Genomic DNA, 17,659 nt, shown 5'->3' with positions numbered 1-17,659 from the left:
CCAATATCATCTAATCGTTTAACATTTCTTTGTTCGTTGCTTCACCCCTATCAGACAAACAAAAAACCGCTCCCTGACGGGAACGGCTGTTGGTGGCTGAATTAATTCATTGCATTGCTGACAGCGATTGCTCGTTCCACAAACTGCTCGATCTCCGGACGAGTCTTACGCAATTTATTAACGAAACGGATAACCTCTTTACCACCCTTGAAGGCGACAAAGCTCGGGATACCGAGAATATGAATGCGCTCTGCAACCGGCAGAAGCGCTTCCGCATCAACCTCTATAAAGGTAACCTCTGGATTAGCGCTTTCGATGTCAGGCATGAATGGATCGATGAAATGGCAATCCGGGCACCAAGTTGTTTTGAACACCGCTATTGTCAATGCAGGCTCATGGATTATCGCTTCAAAGCGCTCTTCTGATTGTATCTTTTCCATATTGGAACCCTCCTAACTTTTGTTCACTTCAAGATATACCATCACTTTTCCGCTGTCAAATTAACTTTAGGTTACAATCCGCCGAAATACGGGCATAATGGATAACATTTCGACAAATATGGGAAGGGATGCGGTTATTCCGTGACTTCAGCTAAATCTCCCCGTTGGATCACGCTGCTCAGGCTTATTAAGCAGCTTACTCAGACTGCTTACTATACAGCTCGCCAGCAGATGAATACGCTGTTCTCCATGTGGAGATCGTCTAGATCGGGAATGCTGGAATGGAATCCCGCTCAGGCACAGCATGTTGAGGATCGAGTTCGTCGATGCATCGCGGAACAGGATTCTAATCGTCCTATTCTGAAAAGGGCTGATCCAGACAAATGCAGGCCGTTATCGAGAGAAGAACGAGAAATCGTGCGCCAGATTGAGCGGACAGTGCGCAATATGAATCGCAGCAATATTACCCGGACACATGCCTACGCGAGTATCTATCAAGCTTACCCGGAATTGCATTGGGCGATGCTTGCGCATATGGTATCCCGCAACGGCGGATGGAACATGACCGATCTGCAGGGCAATGTGCTGCCTTCCATCATGGATAGCGAGCATCGATTATGGATGTATCGCACGATGGAGCGATGCAACGCGCTTATCTTTCAAGACGCCTATCCGCAGCTGCTGCTCTATGATGCCAGCAGACGATTGGGGCGAAGCTTATTTCATCTGCTGCCGGTCTTCCATGTTTCCTCTTTCATGTCTCCGTTCTGGGAGTCGTTCTGGATTCAACCGAACAGCCCTCTACTTGCGATAGCATTGGTTATTAATGAGCAGCACGTTATTGAAGGCCGAGTTGTGCGCAGCGAGGAATATGTGAAGCATGCTATTGGACGCAATGACTTCTCGCTTCATGGAATCATTCAGATGAATCAAGTAGTATTTCCGATCGGCACACCGAACATAGCTGCTCCTATGCCGTTGTATGGCTTGACACTGGAGAGATTCGACAGCATCAACGAACGCATTTCATTTGGCAAGCAATTGTACACCCTGCTGTTTGATGTACCTGAAGTGTACGCTGGGGCTCATCGCTTCATGCAAGCCGTTCCGCATACGGCTTCTCGCTCGGATTATTGGCCGCACCGCTTTACAAGTCGACGGCATTCGACTAGCAGCCATATACATGAGCAGAAGGGAAATTACGATATGCTCATCTACAGTCCTAAGCTGACTGACGCGTGGAAAGACGATCGACACGCACCGATTGAGCCTGGAGACTGGCTTCGAAGAGACGATGTGCTGCAGGAATTGTTCCTTCCGCCAACTCCAACAACGCGTGCCGCCTATATATCGAACTTGCATGAACTGATGTGGGACGAATTGATCAGCATCGCCCAATTGGCGCACAAATAAACCGTGATTGGCCGCCCCTCTAGAGGACATGACCGATCACGGTTTATTATTGTCACCTATGCTCATATAAATAGCTCACTGTTCATCAGCCTCAGAGAATCTGAGATCAGCGGATGCGCGGACATATGAGCCAATATGTCTTCGTCAAGCCGCACACCAGGCGCAATCTCTGTCAAGAGCAGCCTTCCCTCGAACAGCTCGAATACAGCTCGTTCCGTCACATACAAGACCTCGACACCTTTGCCGGCGGCATATGCGGCTGGAAAGGTCAGATGCTCTACCTGTCCTACGAATTTACGGAGGCGGCCTTCCGCGGCGATATGAAGCTTACGCTCTCTTAGCTCGGTCTTCAAGCCGCCCGTTGTGAACGTTGAGCAGAATACGACCTTGCGGGCATTCTGACTAATGTTGATGAAGCCGCCGCAGCCCGTTAGTTTCCCACCGTATCGGCTTACATTCACATTGCCGGCCGCATCGGCTTCCGCCATTCCTAAGCAAGCTACATCGATCCCGCCGCCGTCAAAGAAGTCGAACTGAGAAGGCTGATCCAGAATTGCCTCGGCTCCAGCTGAAGCCCCGAAGCTTAAGCCGCGTGCAGGTATTCCTCCGATCGGCCCCGACTCTAGCAGCAATGTCATATCGGATCTTCCCGCTTCATATGCCGCATATCCTACCCCTTCCGGCAGGCCGATCCCTAGATTAACGACCTGATGCGGCCCGATCTCCGCCAAGGCGCGACGAGCAATAACGAGCCGTTCTGCTTCCACGATCTGCTTGGAAGCAGCAAGCGCAGCTGTTTGATCCACAAGCTCATGACCCGCGTAGGCTGCATTATAGTGCTCAGCGAAGGTCATCGCATGCTCGCCTTCATCCGCTACGACGATAGCGTCCACGAGAATTCCCGGCACCACCACGTGCCGCGGCGGAATGGACCCTGCAGGCACGATCCGCTGGACCTGCGCGATCACGATGCCGCCGCAGTTGCGGGCGGCTTGCGCCAGCGCCAGCATCTCCAGCGTGACCGCCTCTCGCTCCATCGAGATATTGCCGCGCGTATCAGCAGTCGTACCGCGAATGAATGAACAGTGGATCGGGAATGAGCGATAGAACAAGCGCTCCATCCCGCCGATAGTGACGACCTCGACCAAGTCCTCGGTCGTCCGTTCATTCAGCCTGCCGCCTTCATGCCGCGGATCGACGAAGGTGTGCAAGCCTACATGCGTCAGCGTTCCCGGCCTGCCAGCGGCAATATCGCGGTACAGATGGTTCATGACGCCCTGCGGCAGATTGTACGCTTCGATGCGATTCTCCATCGCAAGCGCCCCCATCTTGGGCGCGAGGCCCCAATGCCCGCCGATCACCCGCCGCACCATGCCTTCGTGCGCCAGATGATTCACGCCGCGCGTCGCGCCGTCGCCCTGCCCAGCGGCGTAGACGACGCTGAGCTCGGTCGGCGCCCCTTCCGCGAGGAAGCGCCGCTCCAGGGCGGCGGTCAGCGCCTCCGGATGGGCGCAGCCGACGAAGCCGCCTACAGCTAGCGTCGCGCGGCTCGGCAGGAGGCGCACGGCTTCATCGGCGGTCATCACCCGGGCTGGCTGGCGAGTGAGCTGTCGAATTGGCAGTCGCTCATGCAGCATCAGATCGACAGCCCTCCGTTCACTTCCAGCACAGTGCCGTTCACATATCTCGCCGAATCCGAAGCCAAGAACAGATACGCTTCCGCTACATCTTCGGGCTGTCCCAGACGGCGCAGCGGCACCTTATCCACCATCGCGCTCACGATCTTCTCCGGCATCTTCGCCACCATCTCCGTCTCGATAAAGCCCGGGGCCACGGCGTTCACGCATACACCCTTGAAGCCAAGCTCGCGCGCCCACGTCTTCGTCATCCCGATAACTCCGGCCTTGGCAGCCGCATAATTCGTCTGCCCCAGATTCCCTTGCACGCCGACGATCGAGCTGGTGTTGATGATCCTGCCGCTGCCCTTCGCCGTCATGTGAGGAGCAGCATGCTTCGTGCAGTAATAGACCCCGCTAAGATTGACGTCAAGCACCTGCTTCCACTGCTCTGTCGTCATCTTCGACAGCATCGCGTCGCGCGTGATCCCCGCATTGTTGATTAGAATATCGATAGCGCCAAACTCCGCAATCGTCGTTTCCATCAATCGCTGCACACTCGCTTCATCCGATACATCGGTCTGAACGAAGCGCGCACGCTGCTGCTCTTCTTCTCCAAGTGAAGCAATCGCTCTAACGCCCGCCTCCTCGTTATAATCAGCCACTACGACTATGGCGCCATTTCTGACAAACAGCTTCACGGCAGCTAAACCAATCCCAGACGCTCCGCCCGTAATAATCGCTGTCTTCCCCTGCAGCTTCATGTTAACCTCTCCTTTGCAGAAATGACTCTACAGCCTTCAGCAACTGAGCGCTGTCATCAATTAACGGAGAATGTCCGCAATCCGTCAGCGTTATCCCTTCAGCGCGCCCATTGAAATCCGCGAGTATTTCGCTATACATCGCCTCACTGATGACCCAGTCACGATCCCCGCGCAGAACGAGCGTCGGCGCGACAATTCGATCCACCATACAGGTGCCTTCACTTGCGCCATAATGCCCATGGCTAATATTGAACGCATTCAACGCGGTGTAGATGTCTATCAGATTGCGCTGCGTCAGGATATCATCCAGATACATCTCATATCTGACCTCATCCGGCTGATTCTTATCATAGATGACCGAATTGTACAAGGAACGTATGAACTCCTTATTGCGTTGTACATTTGCAGCCTCCACCATCTGATTTCTCGCCGCTGCGCGAATTCCTTCCGCAGTCGCGATCCGTTTGGCTGGATTCGGCATTCCGTCTTCGCCATCCTCATAGAATGGATAGCCGCGTGTGGACACAGACGCCAGCAGGATAAGCTCGCTGACTCGTTCAGGGTAACGTGAAGCCAGCTCCATCGCTACTCCGCCGCCGGTTGACCACCCCATCACTGCGCAGGTGGCCAGATCGATCGCATCCATAAACATGCGCACATCTTCAGCATAGATATCCAAGCTGGCAGCTGGCGTGTTATAGGTCGATATCCCGAAGCCTCTAAGATCGACAGCATAAATCTTATATTGCGGATCCATCTGCTCCAGCACCACGTCCCAATGTGCGGAAGAGTTCATATTGCCATGAATGAGCAATAGCTGCTTGCTGCCGCCTTCCCGTTCCCGATAGCCTAAGCATTCGCCGTTAGAAAGCTCTACAGATTTCAATTCCACGGACATTGCATATCCCCCCATCTCAATGTTAATCCTCCCCATGCATACCCTATGCCAGCTGCTGCCAGCACAACGACCGCTTGAGGATACATCAATCCTTGCTTGCTGATAAGCTCCAGATGTATGATCGGATCGAATTGCCCCATATGCCCATACTGCTCCAAATATATTCCCTTATCCTCAGCAATCCCCAGCGTGCGAAGTACATATTGATGCGCCGATCGCTTCATATGAAGCAGACCCATATAATCGATCTCGTCGACTTCGTATCCGCTATTGTGAACAGCCTGTTCAACGACCTGCACGAATCTTGCCATCGACAGCTGATCCAGCCTCTCCTTCATCCCTTCCGCATCTGTAACGCTGAACTTCGGCTCGCCTGCGGCAATAAGCTCCGCATTCAGCGGCTGCTTCGTCCCGCCGGCGCGTATAATGACATCTTCGCTGAACGATCCATCTGTCATCAGCGATGCCGCCAGCACTTCGGGGTACGCGCTGCCCGCGGCGCCCATACCCTTCCGCAAGATCATGGCCCCGCCTCCGGCAGCTAAATTGACCATGAAGCGCGTTCCTGGATCCTTCATGTCTATCAAGTCGCCATTGCGGTAGCCGCCTGCCAGCAGCACCGTGCGGATGCTGGAGTCTCCTAGCATCATCGCCTTGGCCGTCTTTACAGCCGCAATCGCCGTGCAGCAGCGGAGCGCCATATCGAAGCCATACGCTCGCTTCGCACCGATCTCTTCCTGCAGCTTTAACGCGGCTGTCCATACCGGATATTCCTTATGCTCCTCGCCGATATAGATGACCAAGTCGATCTCCATTGGATCAAGCGAGATCTGCTCAATCGCCTGCTTAGCCGCATATATCCCCATCGCGCAGGTATCATCCCCTGGTCCTGGTATCGGCTTTCGCTTAATACCCAACTTCGATTCTACAATTTCCCGGGGAATACCAGCAATTTCAGCAATATCTGAGCTCGTCATATAGGTAGACGGCACATACAGCCCAACGGATACGAGTCGGATCGTTTGATCCAAAGCGTGCATTTCACCCGACACGGCTGCACTATGCTCCATCTGTGATTGCTTGTTCATGCTGTCTCTGCCCCCGATCCATCATCGTACTCATATATACCACAGCCTCCTCGAGAGAGGACATGGTCAACTCTTCTTGCTCTTGCACATGCGTTACACGAATACGCCAACCGCTTGAGCTCTCGCAGGGCGTACACCTCAGGACAAACGAGCATACCGCAGTCCGATCCTCTATCACGAAGCTTCCTCCTCTCCAGCGGCAGATCCACCAGATCGCTTCAGCTTCCAAGCATGAATCCATTTGCGACACGTACCCACAAGTCCCGCTGGAAATACGAGCACGACCACGATGTATAAAAGTCCAAAGAAGATAATCCACCGTTCAAATATAGGATGAAACTTCGCAAGCTCTGTCAGGAAATGATGGGCCCATTCGATAATCGCCGAACCCAGAATGGCTCCAAATAATGTACCGACACCGCCGATGATCGTCATCAATAGCGCGTTAAGCGTCATATCCATTGAGAATACGGTTGTATTAACGAAGCGCAGAGTCAATACATAGAAAGATCCCGCTATGCTGGCAGCCATCCCCGCAGCAATCGTAGCGATAACCTTATAGTGCACGACCTCATAGCCTAGGGACTCTGCGCGCTGTTCATTTTCCCGAATCGCCTGCAGTACCCTGCCTAGTGGAGAAGTCGTGAAACGGCGCAAGACAAGGTAGACGATGACCATGACAGCTAAGACTGACCAATATAATACAGCCCGGTCTTTGAGCATATCCGGTATAGGAAATGTAAATCCGTCATTGCCTTTCGTTAAGGAGCGCCATTTCTCTGCCGCTACGAGCAGAAGCCCAGCAAAGGCCATCGTCAGCATCGCATAAAAATGACTTTTTAAACGGAGCGAGAGCATACCGACTACATAGCTTAACAACGCCGCGAGAATAGCTCCCACTGCAATCGACAGAAGCAGAATAGGGATAGTAGCTCCGACACGATCCATGAACAATCCGGTAGAATAAGCTCCAAGTCCGAAGAACATGGCATGACCAAAGGATACGATTCCGGTATAGCCAAGCAGCAGATCATAGCTCATCGCGAAGATTGCGAATATGAATATCTGTGTCATGAGAATAAACAAGCTGCGTGAATCCGATATAAAAGGCACAGCGGCAAGTGCGCCGGTCATCGCGACACCAAGCCACATCAGCAGCCGGCTGGAGGCGTTGTAAGAATTAGCTGGACTGAGCCTGATTCGGCGCTTCGGAAGTCCCGCGTTGTTATATCCAGAGTTCAAGTTGCTCATGCGCCTCCTCCCTTCACCTTAAACAGCCCAGATGGTCTAACCAATAGCACGACTACCATCAGCAGCATATTAGCGGCAAGCGATAGGTCCGGCACATAATAGGCCATCAGCGCGCCGGACAACCCAATAAGCATGGAGGCAAGCGCAGATCCCTGTATGCTACCCATACCGCCGATCACGACAACAATGAACGAGAGAATGGCGAATTGCATGCCCATCTCGGCAAAGATAACCCCCGAATACGGAGCCAGCAGTGCTCCCCCAAGTGCAGCAAGACCGGCGCCAAACATGAACACAAGCGTGAAGATGATGCGAATATTGATACCGAGCGACTGTACCATCTCAGGGTTATGAACACCAGCGCGTACGATGAGCCCGATCTTTGTTTTCTTTAAGATGAGCAGCAGTCCAAAGTACACCAGCACTCCAACCACTATGATAAATAAACGATACTTAATTAAGATAACGCCGCCGATATCCCAGCTTCCGTTCAATAGCGGCGGTACATCAGACTTAAGCGGATTCGGACTGAATACAACCTTCAGCATCTCGCTGAGCACGAGCATAACTCCGAGCGTTACCAATATCTGCTGAACGTGATTGCCATAGACCGGTCTAATGACAACACGCTCCATAACCAGACCGAGCAGCATTCCGATAACAACCGCTCCTATTACAGCAATGATAAATGAACCGCTCGCCGCATACAGCCACACACCGCCATACGCCCCCCATGCGAACAAGCCGCCGTGAGCGAAATTCAGTACGCTCATCAGGCCAAATATTAACGTCAACCCTGCCGCCAACAAGAACACGAGCATCCCCGTAGCCAGGCCGTTGACGATGAGGTTCAACAGTTGATTCACACCGGCTTCCTCCTTCGTTGCTCAAGCGTCAGGCAATGCCCAAGTATTTGCGGCGCAGGCCTTCATCCTGCTGCAGAGAATCCATCGTGCCGCTGCTGACGATCGTCCCTTCGTCCATCAGGTAGTACTTATCACCAATAGCGCTTGCCATCATAAAATTTTGCTCGACAAGGAGCACCGTAGTTCGTCCCTTCATCTGCTTGATCGCGTCGATCAGCTTCTCGACCATAATCGGAGCAAGCCCCTTGCTTGGCTCGTCGATCAGCAGCAGCTCACTATTGTTCACATAAGCTCTCGCAATCGCCAGCATCTGCTTCTGGCCTCCGCTCAGCAGTCCGCTCTTGCGGTCGCGGAACGTTGCTAGATCTGGAAACAGCTCTAGCATCCATTCCAGCCTAGCTGGGGCTGCCGCATCCTTATGCTTCAAGGCGATACGCAGCGTCTCTGCTACCGTCAGGTCCGCAAATATACCCTGATCCTCCGGGACATATCCGATTCCGCGGCGCGCAATCTTGTGAGTCGGCATCCCCTCTACCGATTCGCCCTTAAACCGGATCGTTCCGCGCGACGCCGGATTCAAACCCATGATCGTTCGCAGCGTTGTCGTCTTGCCTGCGCCATTGCGACCGAGCAGCACCGTTGTCTGACCCGCCTCCATCTGCATCGTCACCCCTTGAAGGATATGGTACTGTCCGATATGCGTCTCAACTGATTCCAATTGCAGCAGTGTCATCGTACAATCCTCCCAAGTACGCAGCCTGTACCGTATTGTTGTTCATAATGTCAGCAGGAGTTCCGTCAGCCAGTAAGCGCCCATTGAACAAAACAGCGATGCTGTCGGACAAGTCGAGCACCATCTCCATCTTATGCTCGATTAAGACAATCGTCCGATCGCCCTTTTCCTTCAGACCGCGAATGACTTCCAGTATGGCCGGCACCTCTTCCACCGATATGCCAGCTGTCGGCTCATCCAGCAGCAGCAGCTCGGGATTGAGCGCCATCAGCATGGCGATCTCCAGCTTGCGTTTCTCTCCATGCGCCAGGTGCCTAGCCATCGCGTACCGTTTATTCTCCAGCCGTACGAGCTGCAGCAGTGCTAACGCTTCATCTTCCAGCTTGCTGTACTTGCGGAGAGAAGCGAACAGTCGATAGCGAATGCCTTCTCGCGATTGAACCGCCAGCCGCACATTTTCCAGCACCGTTAGATTAGGAAATACATTCGTGATCTGAAAAGAACGGCCCATACCGAGTCGAGTTCGTTCAAAAGGAGGCAGGTTCGTGATGTCCTTCCCATTGAATCGAATGTTCCCAGCCGTAGGCCGCAGTTGGCCGCTGAGCAGATTGAAGAAGGTTGTCTTTCCTGCTCCGTTCGGACCGATAATCGATTTAAATGTATGCCGTTTTACCGTTAGACTGACCTCATGCACAGCCAGATGAGCGCCGAATGCGATAGACAAGCCATCCGTAGCAAGGATCGTCTCTTCCAGCTTGGAAGATGTCGGATGATCGGTAGTTTCCGCAAACCGATTCGTCATGCACACAGCACCTCTTCATCACGTAGTATTGCGGTACATCCAGCAGAGCGAAGGTTCGCCCTGTTTGCCCTGCTGGATTCTCAAGCTATCTCTTATTGCGAATAGGAGGAGCAGTCTCTTCCGGCTTCAGCTCACGCATCAGCACCGGAACCGGATATTCTACGCCATCCTTCTTCTCCAGCTTAATAGCGTACAAGGATTGCAGGGCCTGGTGATCTTCAGCACGGAACGTCATCTTGCCTTTTGGTGTTTCGAAGGACATGCCTTCCATCGCGGCAATGACTTTATCCGTATCGGACACGTCACCGTTTATCTTCTTGATCGTATCAACAATCGCTATGGCTGCAGACATTCCACCTGGTGTGAACAGATCCGGCACTTCACCGTTGAATCGCTTCTTATGCTCATCCACAAGCCAAGTGTTGATATCATTAGCAGGCAAAGTGTGATAATAGACAGAGAAGCCTTCCATACCGATCAGAGCATCCATCGTCTTCAATGCTGGAATATCCGGAGCACCTGTCGATATCTTGATGCCTTGATCCTGCACCTTCATATCCTGCAGCTGTTTCCACGGAGAGTTGGCTCCCGCCCATACAACGAACAAGTAATCCGGCTTCGCGTTCACGATCTTCTGAATGTTGGCGGTGAAGTCCGTCGCGGTCGCATCCGCATACTGCTCTTCTACGATCTCCGCGCCAAGCTTAAGCGCTGCTTCCTTGAATGCGGTGATACCGTCGCGTCCAAACGCGCTGTCCGGAGCAAAAGTCGCGATCTTCACGCCCTGCTTTGCAATAGCAGCGGCACCTGCCACAGCATCCTGCGAGGAGTTCCGCCCTGTGCGGAATACGTATTTATTCCACTGGTCGCCAGTGATGCTGTCTGCAACCGCAGGCTCAACAATCATGACCTTCTTATATTCCTCAGCGAGCGGCAGCACAGCAAGCGTGTCGCCAGAGCTAGAAGAGCCTACGAGGAAGTCAACCTTATCAGTCTCAAGCAGCTTCGTCGCTTTCTTGACCGCAACATCCGGCTTCGTCTCCGTATCTTCAAAAACGAATTCTATCTTGGTTCCATTGACTTCACGAGTACCGTTCGTTGCATAATCGATGCCAAGCTCAAAGCCTCTGGAGGTTTGCTTACCGTAGCTTTCAAGCGCTCCAGTCAAGGAGGCGAGCACGCCGATCTTGATCGTCTTGCCCGCGGTTTGAGGTGCTGGCTCCTTATCTTTCGCTTCCTGCTTCACGGGCTGCTGCTTCTGCTGCTCCTGCGGCTTCGTTCCACCGTTATTCGCTTCATTCGTTGTTCCGCCGCCTCCAGAGCATGCGGCTGTAAACATAAGCACCATCGTCAGTACAGACATTGCGCACATTCTGGTCCAACCTTTTCCATGCTTCTTCATTCTGGACACAAAAATACCCCCCCTACGACTCTTGATTCCCGTTCATCATAAGAGGGTATGGTTGCAAATGAGTTGCACGCTGCTTCTCTCCATAGAATCAGCCTGATTCCTCATTGCAACGTCTATATAGTTCTCGAATCGCTGCCATCGGCTCAACACCGAGCTCTTCCTCCAGCACGCTGACCGCGCGATGATACCACTTCAGTGCCTGATGACGGTTATTCAGATGCAGATTGCATTCCATTAGCAAACGATACGATTCTTCCCAACAGCGATCCTTCGCCAGCATGGCTTCAGCCCAGCGAATCGCCTTATCGTAAGCCCCCTGCTTGGTACAGATCTGCGCCAAGCGCTCAGAACCGCGCATGAATAATACCTGCAGCCGCTCTCGTTCTTCGATGCACCAATCCTCGTAGCGACGATCGGGCATGTAATCTCCATGATATAGAGACAGGGCCTGCTCCAGCAGAGCTGAGGCCAAGTCTCGATCATCGGTTTCCAGCCCCTGCACAATAACTGTCTCGAATTGAACCGCATCCAGCTGCCAGCTGGCATGAGGATTCAAACGGTAGGTTTGACCATCCCGTATGACAAAGTAAGGATCGCTTCTAACGCGGCGATGCGGTTCCAGCGCTGAATGAAGCGCATTGAGCGCTACCTTGAAGTCGCGGTTCGCCGCTTTCTCGTCCGCATCCGGGAATAGATAGATCAGCAGCTCTTCCTTGCTGATAGGAGCGCGGCGCTTCGTCACGAGCAATTGAAACAGCTCCTTCGCCTTGCCTCGCTGCCAATCCTTCTCGATCAAAGCTGTATTGCCCAGCTTTACACGGAATGAACCAAATGTCTCGATATGCAGCGTATACCCGGGATGATGCTTAAGCTTATCCATATTCAACTCTGTCAGGATCGAAGCTGGATACGTTCCGCCAATCCCTAGTCTCACAGCTTCAAGCAGCAGCGGAATTAATTGCTGCGGATCTGCAGGTCCCAACAAGGTTCGTGAGCTGAACAGAAATGCATATCCATACTGATCCGCATGATAAAGAAATCGTTCCATGCTATCCGCGAAGCGACCGTCCTGCTCTTGCCGGTACGCGGTCAGGGACAGCCACAGTTCGCTAAGTGTCAGCCCCAGCGCATCCCCGCATGCATCATATCGTCCCTTCGTCTCTTCAAACACCCGCTCAGCCTCCGGCAGCCTGTCGCTCTCGTATAAGGCTATGCCCATGCTGAGACGAATCAGCGATGACAGCCAGCCGTCATTGGCCTGTTCCGTATCCTGCAGCGCCGCTTGCCCGTAGCGCAGGGCAGTATCGCAATTCCGATCCCGCCCATGCAGCAAGCAGAGCCCCATATTTGGCTCTGCCGTGCCGCGAGCTACTTCCAGCCGCTCCATAATCGACAGCGCGGCATGATAGCAATCAGCGGCAACTGTCGCATCGTAGGCTCCGGACAGCTGCGCCGCATGACCCATGCGCATCCAGCCGCAGGATTCAACATAAGGAGCCTTGAGCCGGATGCCGTGCATCATTCCCGCTTCTGCCGTCCGCTTCGCGCTGAGCGGCTCGCCGCATAAGCTGCCGATCAGCGATTGCAGCAGATCCATGTCGCGATGCGAGCGCGACAGCGTCTTGCTGTTGTAGCTGTTGCCGCGGAACAAGCCTCCTGCTTCGGATTCCAGCTTCTGCGCCCGTTCCAGCAGATGGCGCGCCTCCTTGACCCTGCCCGTGCGAAGCGCGAGACGCGCCTCCAGCAGCAAATCTCGGCTGTCGCCATCCAGCTCCAGCGAACGCCCATACCACTGTCCCGCTTCCGCTCCTTGTCCGCGATTCAGCTTGTTCTCTGCCATGAGCGCATACAGTCGAGCCAGGCGCAGACGATCGCCATTAGGCTCATATCCATATGCGCCATAGGAGCGCATCCCCGCACCAGAGCCTGCCGTGTCCGGCTCGCCGGCAGTGGTGGATATCGCGATCGGCTCCGCTAGGGCAATCGCCCTCATCAGCAGCGGTTCGGCTTGGCCAGGCTGAATCGTATCCAGATAGAACATGGCCTGCCCCTCCAGCGCCAGGCCATGCACGACAGCGTTTCCCGCTTCGCTAGCATAGCGCTCCGCCTTGCGGTAGCTCGCCATCGCGGCTTCATAGTTGCAGCGATAGCGAAGAATATCGCCTTCAAGCACGTATAAGTAGGGCATCCGAATCTTTACCCGCTCCGGTATTGGCATAAGACAGCTGAGCACCGCCTCAAGATGGCCGCCTCGCACCAGCTGGGAGCCCCCTGAAGCCAATAGCTGCGCCATTTCCTCAGGGTCGTTCAACTCAGCAGCATGCCGAAGCGCAAGCTCCATGCGTCCTCTCGCTGCCAGCACATGCACGGCCTGGCGATGCAGGGACAGGCGCCAATCCGGTTGTCGACGAAGCTGATCCTGCAGGAATTGACGAAATAAGGAATGATAGCGGAATTGCCTGTCATCTATCGCTGTCAGAAAGCCGTTTTGACACAGCGCCAGCAGCAGAGCATGCGAGCCGTGACGACCGCAGACTGCGTCGCACCACTCGCCTGTCAATTCGTCGAAGATGCTCGTCTCCAGCATGAAGGTTCGCATCGCGGAAGGCTGCTTCTGGAACAGCTCTGCGGCCAGAAATTGAAACAGCCCTTCCAATGATTCGCGCGGAGCCTGCAGCACAGCATCAAGCGACTCCATAGTTGTCGTTAGGCGCTGCCATATTAACTGAATCGCGATGATCCAGCCTTCAGTAAAGTGATAGACAGCTTCCGCTTGAGCGATCGTCAGCGGATATCCATAGTAATCCGCGAACAGCACCTCGATATCTTCCGCTGAAAATGCAAGCTCCGAACGTGACAGCTCCAGCACTTCACCTCGCACACGCATCACGGTCAATACTTCCCAAGTTGGACGAGTTCGGGATGAGATGACGACCCGCAGCTTGTCGCAGTCTGGCAAATAGCCAACTACATACTGCATCCAAGCCTCAATCCATTCGCTGTGCTCCACGGTATGATAGTCGTCCAGACATAGAAGGATCGAATTGGATAGATTCATAGCTTCATTCAGAAACAGATCCGCTAACGCATATACATCATCCACGCTTCCGATCCGCGCTCCTCCTAATTCCAGCAGTAGCGTTTCTCCGAAAGCCGGATCCGCTTCTCGAAGAGTGGAGGTTAGATGCATCAAAAACGGAAGCAGATCATGGTCTTGTGATGAAATGCTGTACCACGCATAGTCGACGGCGGATTGCTGGACATAGGCCGATAACGCTGTTGTCTTCCCGAATCCAGGCCCCGATGCGATGATCGTAAGCGGCATATCCGGAATTCGATGCAGACGCTTCATCAGATCAGGACGATGCAGGAGATGCTTCTTAATGGGAGGAGGAATTAGCTTCATCTTCAATACCCGGCTTCCCTTCATACGCAGCCTCCTATTTCCATTATTATCCTCTAATTGTAGCATAGGGACAATCGATTTGACAGCGCATACACCGGTTAAGCACAGAACTCGACACATCGTGAAATGCACGCTAAAAAGAGCAGTCCAGCCAGGATTGCCACGGCTTTCAACTGCTCCTCATGCTCAAGGCAGCTTACTCCTCCGTAAATAAAGGGAGCAGCGCCTTCTTATCTAATTTGCCAACGACTGTCTTAGGAAGCTCCTCTACAGCCAGGATTCGCTTCGGTACCTTGTACTTGGCAACATACTCGCGGCAGTAAGCCTGCAGTGCTTCAGGATCGAGCATACAACCCGCTCGCAGCACAACTGCCGCCGCAACAATCTCTCCCCACTTCCGATCAGGTACACCAATTACCGCTGCAGCCACTATATCCGGATGCTGTTCCAAGCGATGCTCTATCTCCAGCGGATATACGTTCTCACCGCCCGTGATAATCATATCCTTCTTCCGGCCGACGATGTAATAATATCCTTCTTCATCTCGCTTAGCCAGATCACCGGTTAGAAACCAGCCATCCTTCAGCACTTCCTCTGTAGAGGCTTCGTTGTTCCAGTAGCGGTCAAACAGATGCCGCCCTCGCAGCGCCAGTTCACCGACATCATCTGCCCGCTCTATATCTCCGACATCTCCCACGAGCTTTACGTCGTTGAACAGCATCGGCATGCCCACTGATCCCTGTTTCTTAAGCGCTGCCTCAGGGGTAATGACGAAATTGTTCGGACCTGACTCTGTCGCGCCGTAACCCTCCTTGAACGGCAGTCCTCGTTCCGCAAATGCGGCATAAACCGCCATCTGACAAGGAGCGCCGCCGGATATAAACGCGCGAATCGAGCGAAATGCCGCTCCTTTAAATAAAGGGCTCTGCACCAGCAGATGGTACATCGTCGGCACGAGCAGCACGACTGTGCAGCGTTCGTGTTCCAGCGTATGAATTAGACGCTCAGCTTCAAAGGACTGTATGCAAACTACCGTACCGCCGCTCATGAGAATAGGCAGCGTAAGCGCATTTAAGCCGCCCGTGTGAAACATCGGCATGACCGTCAGTGTCACATCAGCTTCAGTCAGCTGCCATGTTGCCACTGTGTTGACCGCGTTCCAATACAAGGAACGATCCGTCAGCACGACACCTTTGGGTTTGCCGGTCGTTCCTCCTGTATAGATCATGAGCCAGGGCTCATCCGTATCATCTTCTCTTGCACCCTCCGCCATTTCTTCAACGATAGCTGATGAGTGCTCTTCTTCTGCTTCAAAGCTCTCTATTGGCAGCCACCGCCAAGGATGGTCATCATCTCCCTGCAATGTCTCCGCTAGACTCTCCGCGCCGGTATGGTAAAGAACGAGCGCTGGTGTGCAGTCCTCCATAATGAGCTGGAGCTCTGCCGGATGAAGCCGCCAATTGAAAGGTACCATGATCGCGCCAAGACGGCGGCAGGCAAACAGCACGACCAGCATGAGGCTGTCATTGGGCGACAGAACGCCAACCCGATCGCCTCTCCGCACCCCGCGCTCCGCTAGAAGCCGCACTGCTCGTTTCACTCGTTCCGCAAGCTCACGATACGTGCTTGACTTGCCAGTCGCCTCATCCTTCACCGCGACACGGTCTGCCGACAGCTTGCAGCGGCGTTCGAACCAGCCGTCCGGCCGCAGCTTCAGCAAAGGCTGCTCAGCAGTCACTGCTTGCCCTGAAGCTTCTCTGTTATGCCCGTTCGACGATAACTGCGACACCATGACCGCCTCCCACACATAATGCGGCTGCTCCATATCGCAGCTGTCGGCGCCTCAACTCATGCACGAGCGTCACAAGCACCCGTGTGCCGCTTGCTCCGATCGGATGTCCGAGCGCGATCGCCCCTCCGTTCACATTCACGCGGTCTGAAGAGAGGCCCAGCTCCTTCAAGCAAGCAAGCGCCTGTGACGCAAACGCTTCGTTTATTTCAAACAGATCGATATCGTCGATCGTCAGATTAGCCTTCGCGAGCGCCTTGCGAATCGCTGGAACAGGGCCGAGCCCCATCCATTCCGGTTCCAAGCCGACTGTCGCCCAAGCGCGAACCTTGCCGAGCGTCTCTAATCCAAGTCGTTCCGCTTCGTCGAGCGAGGTCAGCATAACGGCAGCAGCGCCGTCATTCATCCCGGAAGCGTTCCCTGCCGTTACAGTTCCGCCCGCTTCAAATGCCGGCTTGAGCCGCGCGAGCCCCTCCACTGTCGTGCCAAAGCGCGGATGTTCGTCGCGATCGACCGAACGCGTGCCCGAGCGGTCGCGAACCTCCACAGGCACGATCTCGTCAGCGAAGCGGCCGCTCGTAATAGCGGCTTCCGCTCGCTGCTGGCTAGCCGCTGCGAATGCATCCTGCTCTTCGCGGCTGATGCCGTACCGCTCGGCAAGCCGCTCAGCGGTGATGCCCATCGCTTGGCGCGATATGGCGCACGTTAAGCCATCATTGGCGATGGAGTCAAGCAGACTCGCCCCGCCATACTTCACTCCTCCGCGCATTGCAGGCAATACATGCGGGGCTTGGCTCATATTCTCCATCCCGCCTGCAAGCATCCATTCCGCTTCGCCGCTCTTTATCGCTTGGGCAGCCAACATAACCGTCTGCAAGCCAGAGCCGCAGACCAGATTCACCGACGATGCAGGCACACTTACGGGCAGACCTGCGGCAAGCGCGGCCTGGCGCGCCGGATTCATGCCGAGCCCCGCCTGCAGCACATGTCCCATCCACACATGGTCCACCTGTTCTGGTGAGATCTGTGCTCGCAGGCAGGCTTCCTTCATAACTGCCGCCCCCAGCTCTACAGCCGTCACCCGTCCGAATTGTCCCTGAAAGGCGCCGATCGGCGTCCGTACGGCACTCACAATCACTGCTTCTCTCATGTCGCCCACCTCTTGTTTATCGTGTGATCTCA

The 17,659-nt window shown here is 54.2% G+C and carries 15 protein-coding genes; 1 reads left to right on the top strand and 14 read right to left on the bottom strand.

Annotated elements, in window-relative coordinates:
- Positions 1–101 precede the first annotated feature (101 nt).
- Positions 102–440, bottom strand: a complete 339-nt coding sequence (locus tag AC3WTP_RS06305; protein ID WP_492393741.1) for a thioredoxin family protein — start codon at positions 438–440, stop codon at positions 102–104.
- Between the two features lie 141 nt (positions 441–581).
- On the opposite strand from AC3WTP_RS06305, the gene AC3WTP_RS06300 reads away from it, so the two are divergent.
- On the top strand, positions 582–1,853 hold the full coding sequence (locus AC3WTP_RS06300) for a DUF2515 family protein (protein ID WP_492393740.1): 1,272 nt from the start codon (positions 582–584) through the stop codon (positions 1,851–1,853).
- A gap of 62 nt (positions 1,854–1,915) precedes the next feature.
- Here AC3WTP_RS06300 and AC3WTP_RS06295 read toward each other — a convergent pair whose 3' ends face one another.
- The 13 genes from AC3WTP_RS06295 to AC3WTP_RS06235 all read right to left on the bottom strand — a co-directional run bounded on the left by AC3WTP_RS06295 (position 1,916) and on the right by AC3WTP_RS06235 (position 17,627).
- A complete protein-coding gene (locus tag AC3WTP_RS06295; RefSeq protein WP_492393739.1) occupies positions 1,916–3,490 on the bottom strand; it encodes an acyl CoA:acetate/3-ketoacid CoA transferase in 1,575 nt (524 codons plus the stop codon).
- Positions 3,490–4,233 (bottom strand): 3-oxoacyl-ACP reductase FabG, encoded by a 744-nt coding sequence (gene fabG / locus AC3WTP_RS06290; RefSeq protein WP_492393738.1) that lies wholly within the window; start codon positions 4,231–4,233, stop codon positions 3,490–3,492. The genes AC3WTP_RS06295 and fabG overlap by 1 nt, the downstream gene beginning before the upstream one ends.
- A gap of 1 nt (position 4,234) precedes the next feature.
- Positions 4,235–5,131 carry an intracellular short-chain-length polyhydroxyalkanoate depolymerase gene (gene phaZ / locus AC3WTP_RS06285; RefSeq protein ID WP_492393737.1) on the bottom strand — a complete coding sequence of 299 codons (897 nt, stop codon included), beginning with the start codon at positions 5,129–5,131 and terminating at the stop codon, positions 4,235–4,237.
- The gene (locus tag AC3WTP_RS06280; RefSeq protein ID WP_492393736.1) at positions 5,116–6,219 is read right to left on the bottom strand and encodes a 3-oxoacyl-ACP synthase; all 1,104 of its coding nucleotides are present in this window, start codon (positions 6,217–6,219) and stop codon (positions 5,116–5,118) included. Before AC3WTP_RS06280 ends, phaZ begins: the two co-directional genes overlap by 16 nt.
- Complete coding sequence (locus AC3WTP_RS06275) at positions 6,191–6,397, bottom strand: hypothetical protein (RefSeq protein WP_492393735.1); 207 nt, start codon at positions 6,395–6,397, stop codon at positions 6,191–6,193. Before AC3WTP_RS06275 ends, AC3WTP_RS06280 begins: the two co-directional genes overlap by 29 nt.
- Positions 6,394–7,371 (bottom strand): branched-chain amino acid ABC transporter permease, encoded by a 978-nt coding sequence (locus tag AC3WTP_RS06270; protein WP_492393964.1) that lies wholly within the window; start codon positions 7,369–7,371, stop codon positions 6,394–6,396. The genes AC3WTP_RS06275 and AC3WTP_RS06270 overlap by 4 nt, the downstream gene beginning before the upstream one ends.
- 95 nt (positions 7,372–7,466) lie before the next feature.
- Positions 7,467–8,336 (bottom strand): branched-chain amino acid ABC transporter permease, encoded by an 870-nt coding sequence (locus AC3WTP_RS06265; protein ID WP_492393734.1) that lies wholly within the window; start codon positions 8,334–8,336, stop codon positions 7,467–7,469.
- Positions 8,337–8,364: 28 nt separating this feature from the next.
- Entirely contained in the window at positions 8,365–9,069 is a 705-nt protein-coding gene (locus tag AC3WTP_RS06260; protein WP_492393733.1) for an ABC transporter ATP-binding protein, read from the bottom strand.
- Positions 9,041–9,871 (bottom strand): ABC transporter ATP-binding protein, encoded by an 831-nt coding sequence (locus AC3WTP_RS06255; RefSeq protein WP_492393732.1) that lies wholly within the window; start codon positions 9,869–9,871, stop codon positions 9,041–9,043. Before AC3WTP_RS06255 ends, AC3WTP_RS06260 begins: the two co-directional genes overlap by 29 nt.
- 85 nt (positions 9,872–9,956) lie before the next feature.
- Positions 9,957–11,273 carry a substrate-binding domain-containing protein gene (locus AC3WTP_RS06250; RefSeq protein WP_492393963.1) on the bottom strand — a complete coding sequence of 439 codons (1,317 nt, stop codon included), beginning with the start codon at positions 11,271–11,273 and terminating at the stop codon, positions 9,957–9,959.
- Positions 11,274–11,370: 97 nt separating this feature from the next.
- On the bottom strand, positions 11,371–14,712 hold the full coding sequence (locus AC3WTP_RS06245) for an ATP-binding protein (RefSeq protein ID WP_492393731.1): 3,342 nt from the start codon (positions 14,710–14,712) through the stop codon (positions 11,371–11,373).
- A gap of 172 nt (positions 14,713–14,884) precedes the next feature.
- Positions 14,885–16,480 carry an acyl-CoA synthetase gene (locus AC3WTP_RS06240; RefSeq protein WP_492393730.1) on the bottom strand — a complete coding sequence of 532 codons (1,596 nt, stop codon included), beginning with the start codon at positions 16,478–16,480 and terminating at the stop codon, positions 14,885–14,887.
- Positions 16,449–17,627 (bottom strand): acetyl-CoA C-acetyltransferase, encoded by a 1,179-nt coding sequence (locus AC3WTP_RS06235; protein WP_492393729.1) that lies wholly within the window; start codon positions 17,625–17,627, stop codon positions 16,449–16,451. Before AC3WTP_RS06235 ends, AC3WTP_RS06240 begins: the two co-directional genes overlap by 32 nt.
- Positions 17,628–17,659 lie beyond the last annotated feature (32 nt).

The organism is Paenibacillus sp. EB106-04-04-XG159 (assembly GCF_058791835.1).
This window is presented reverse-complemented; position numbering and strand designations above follow the sequence as displayed.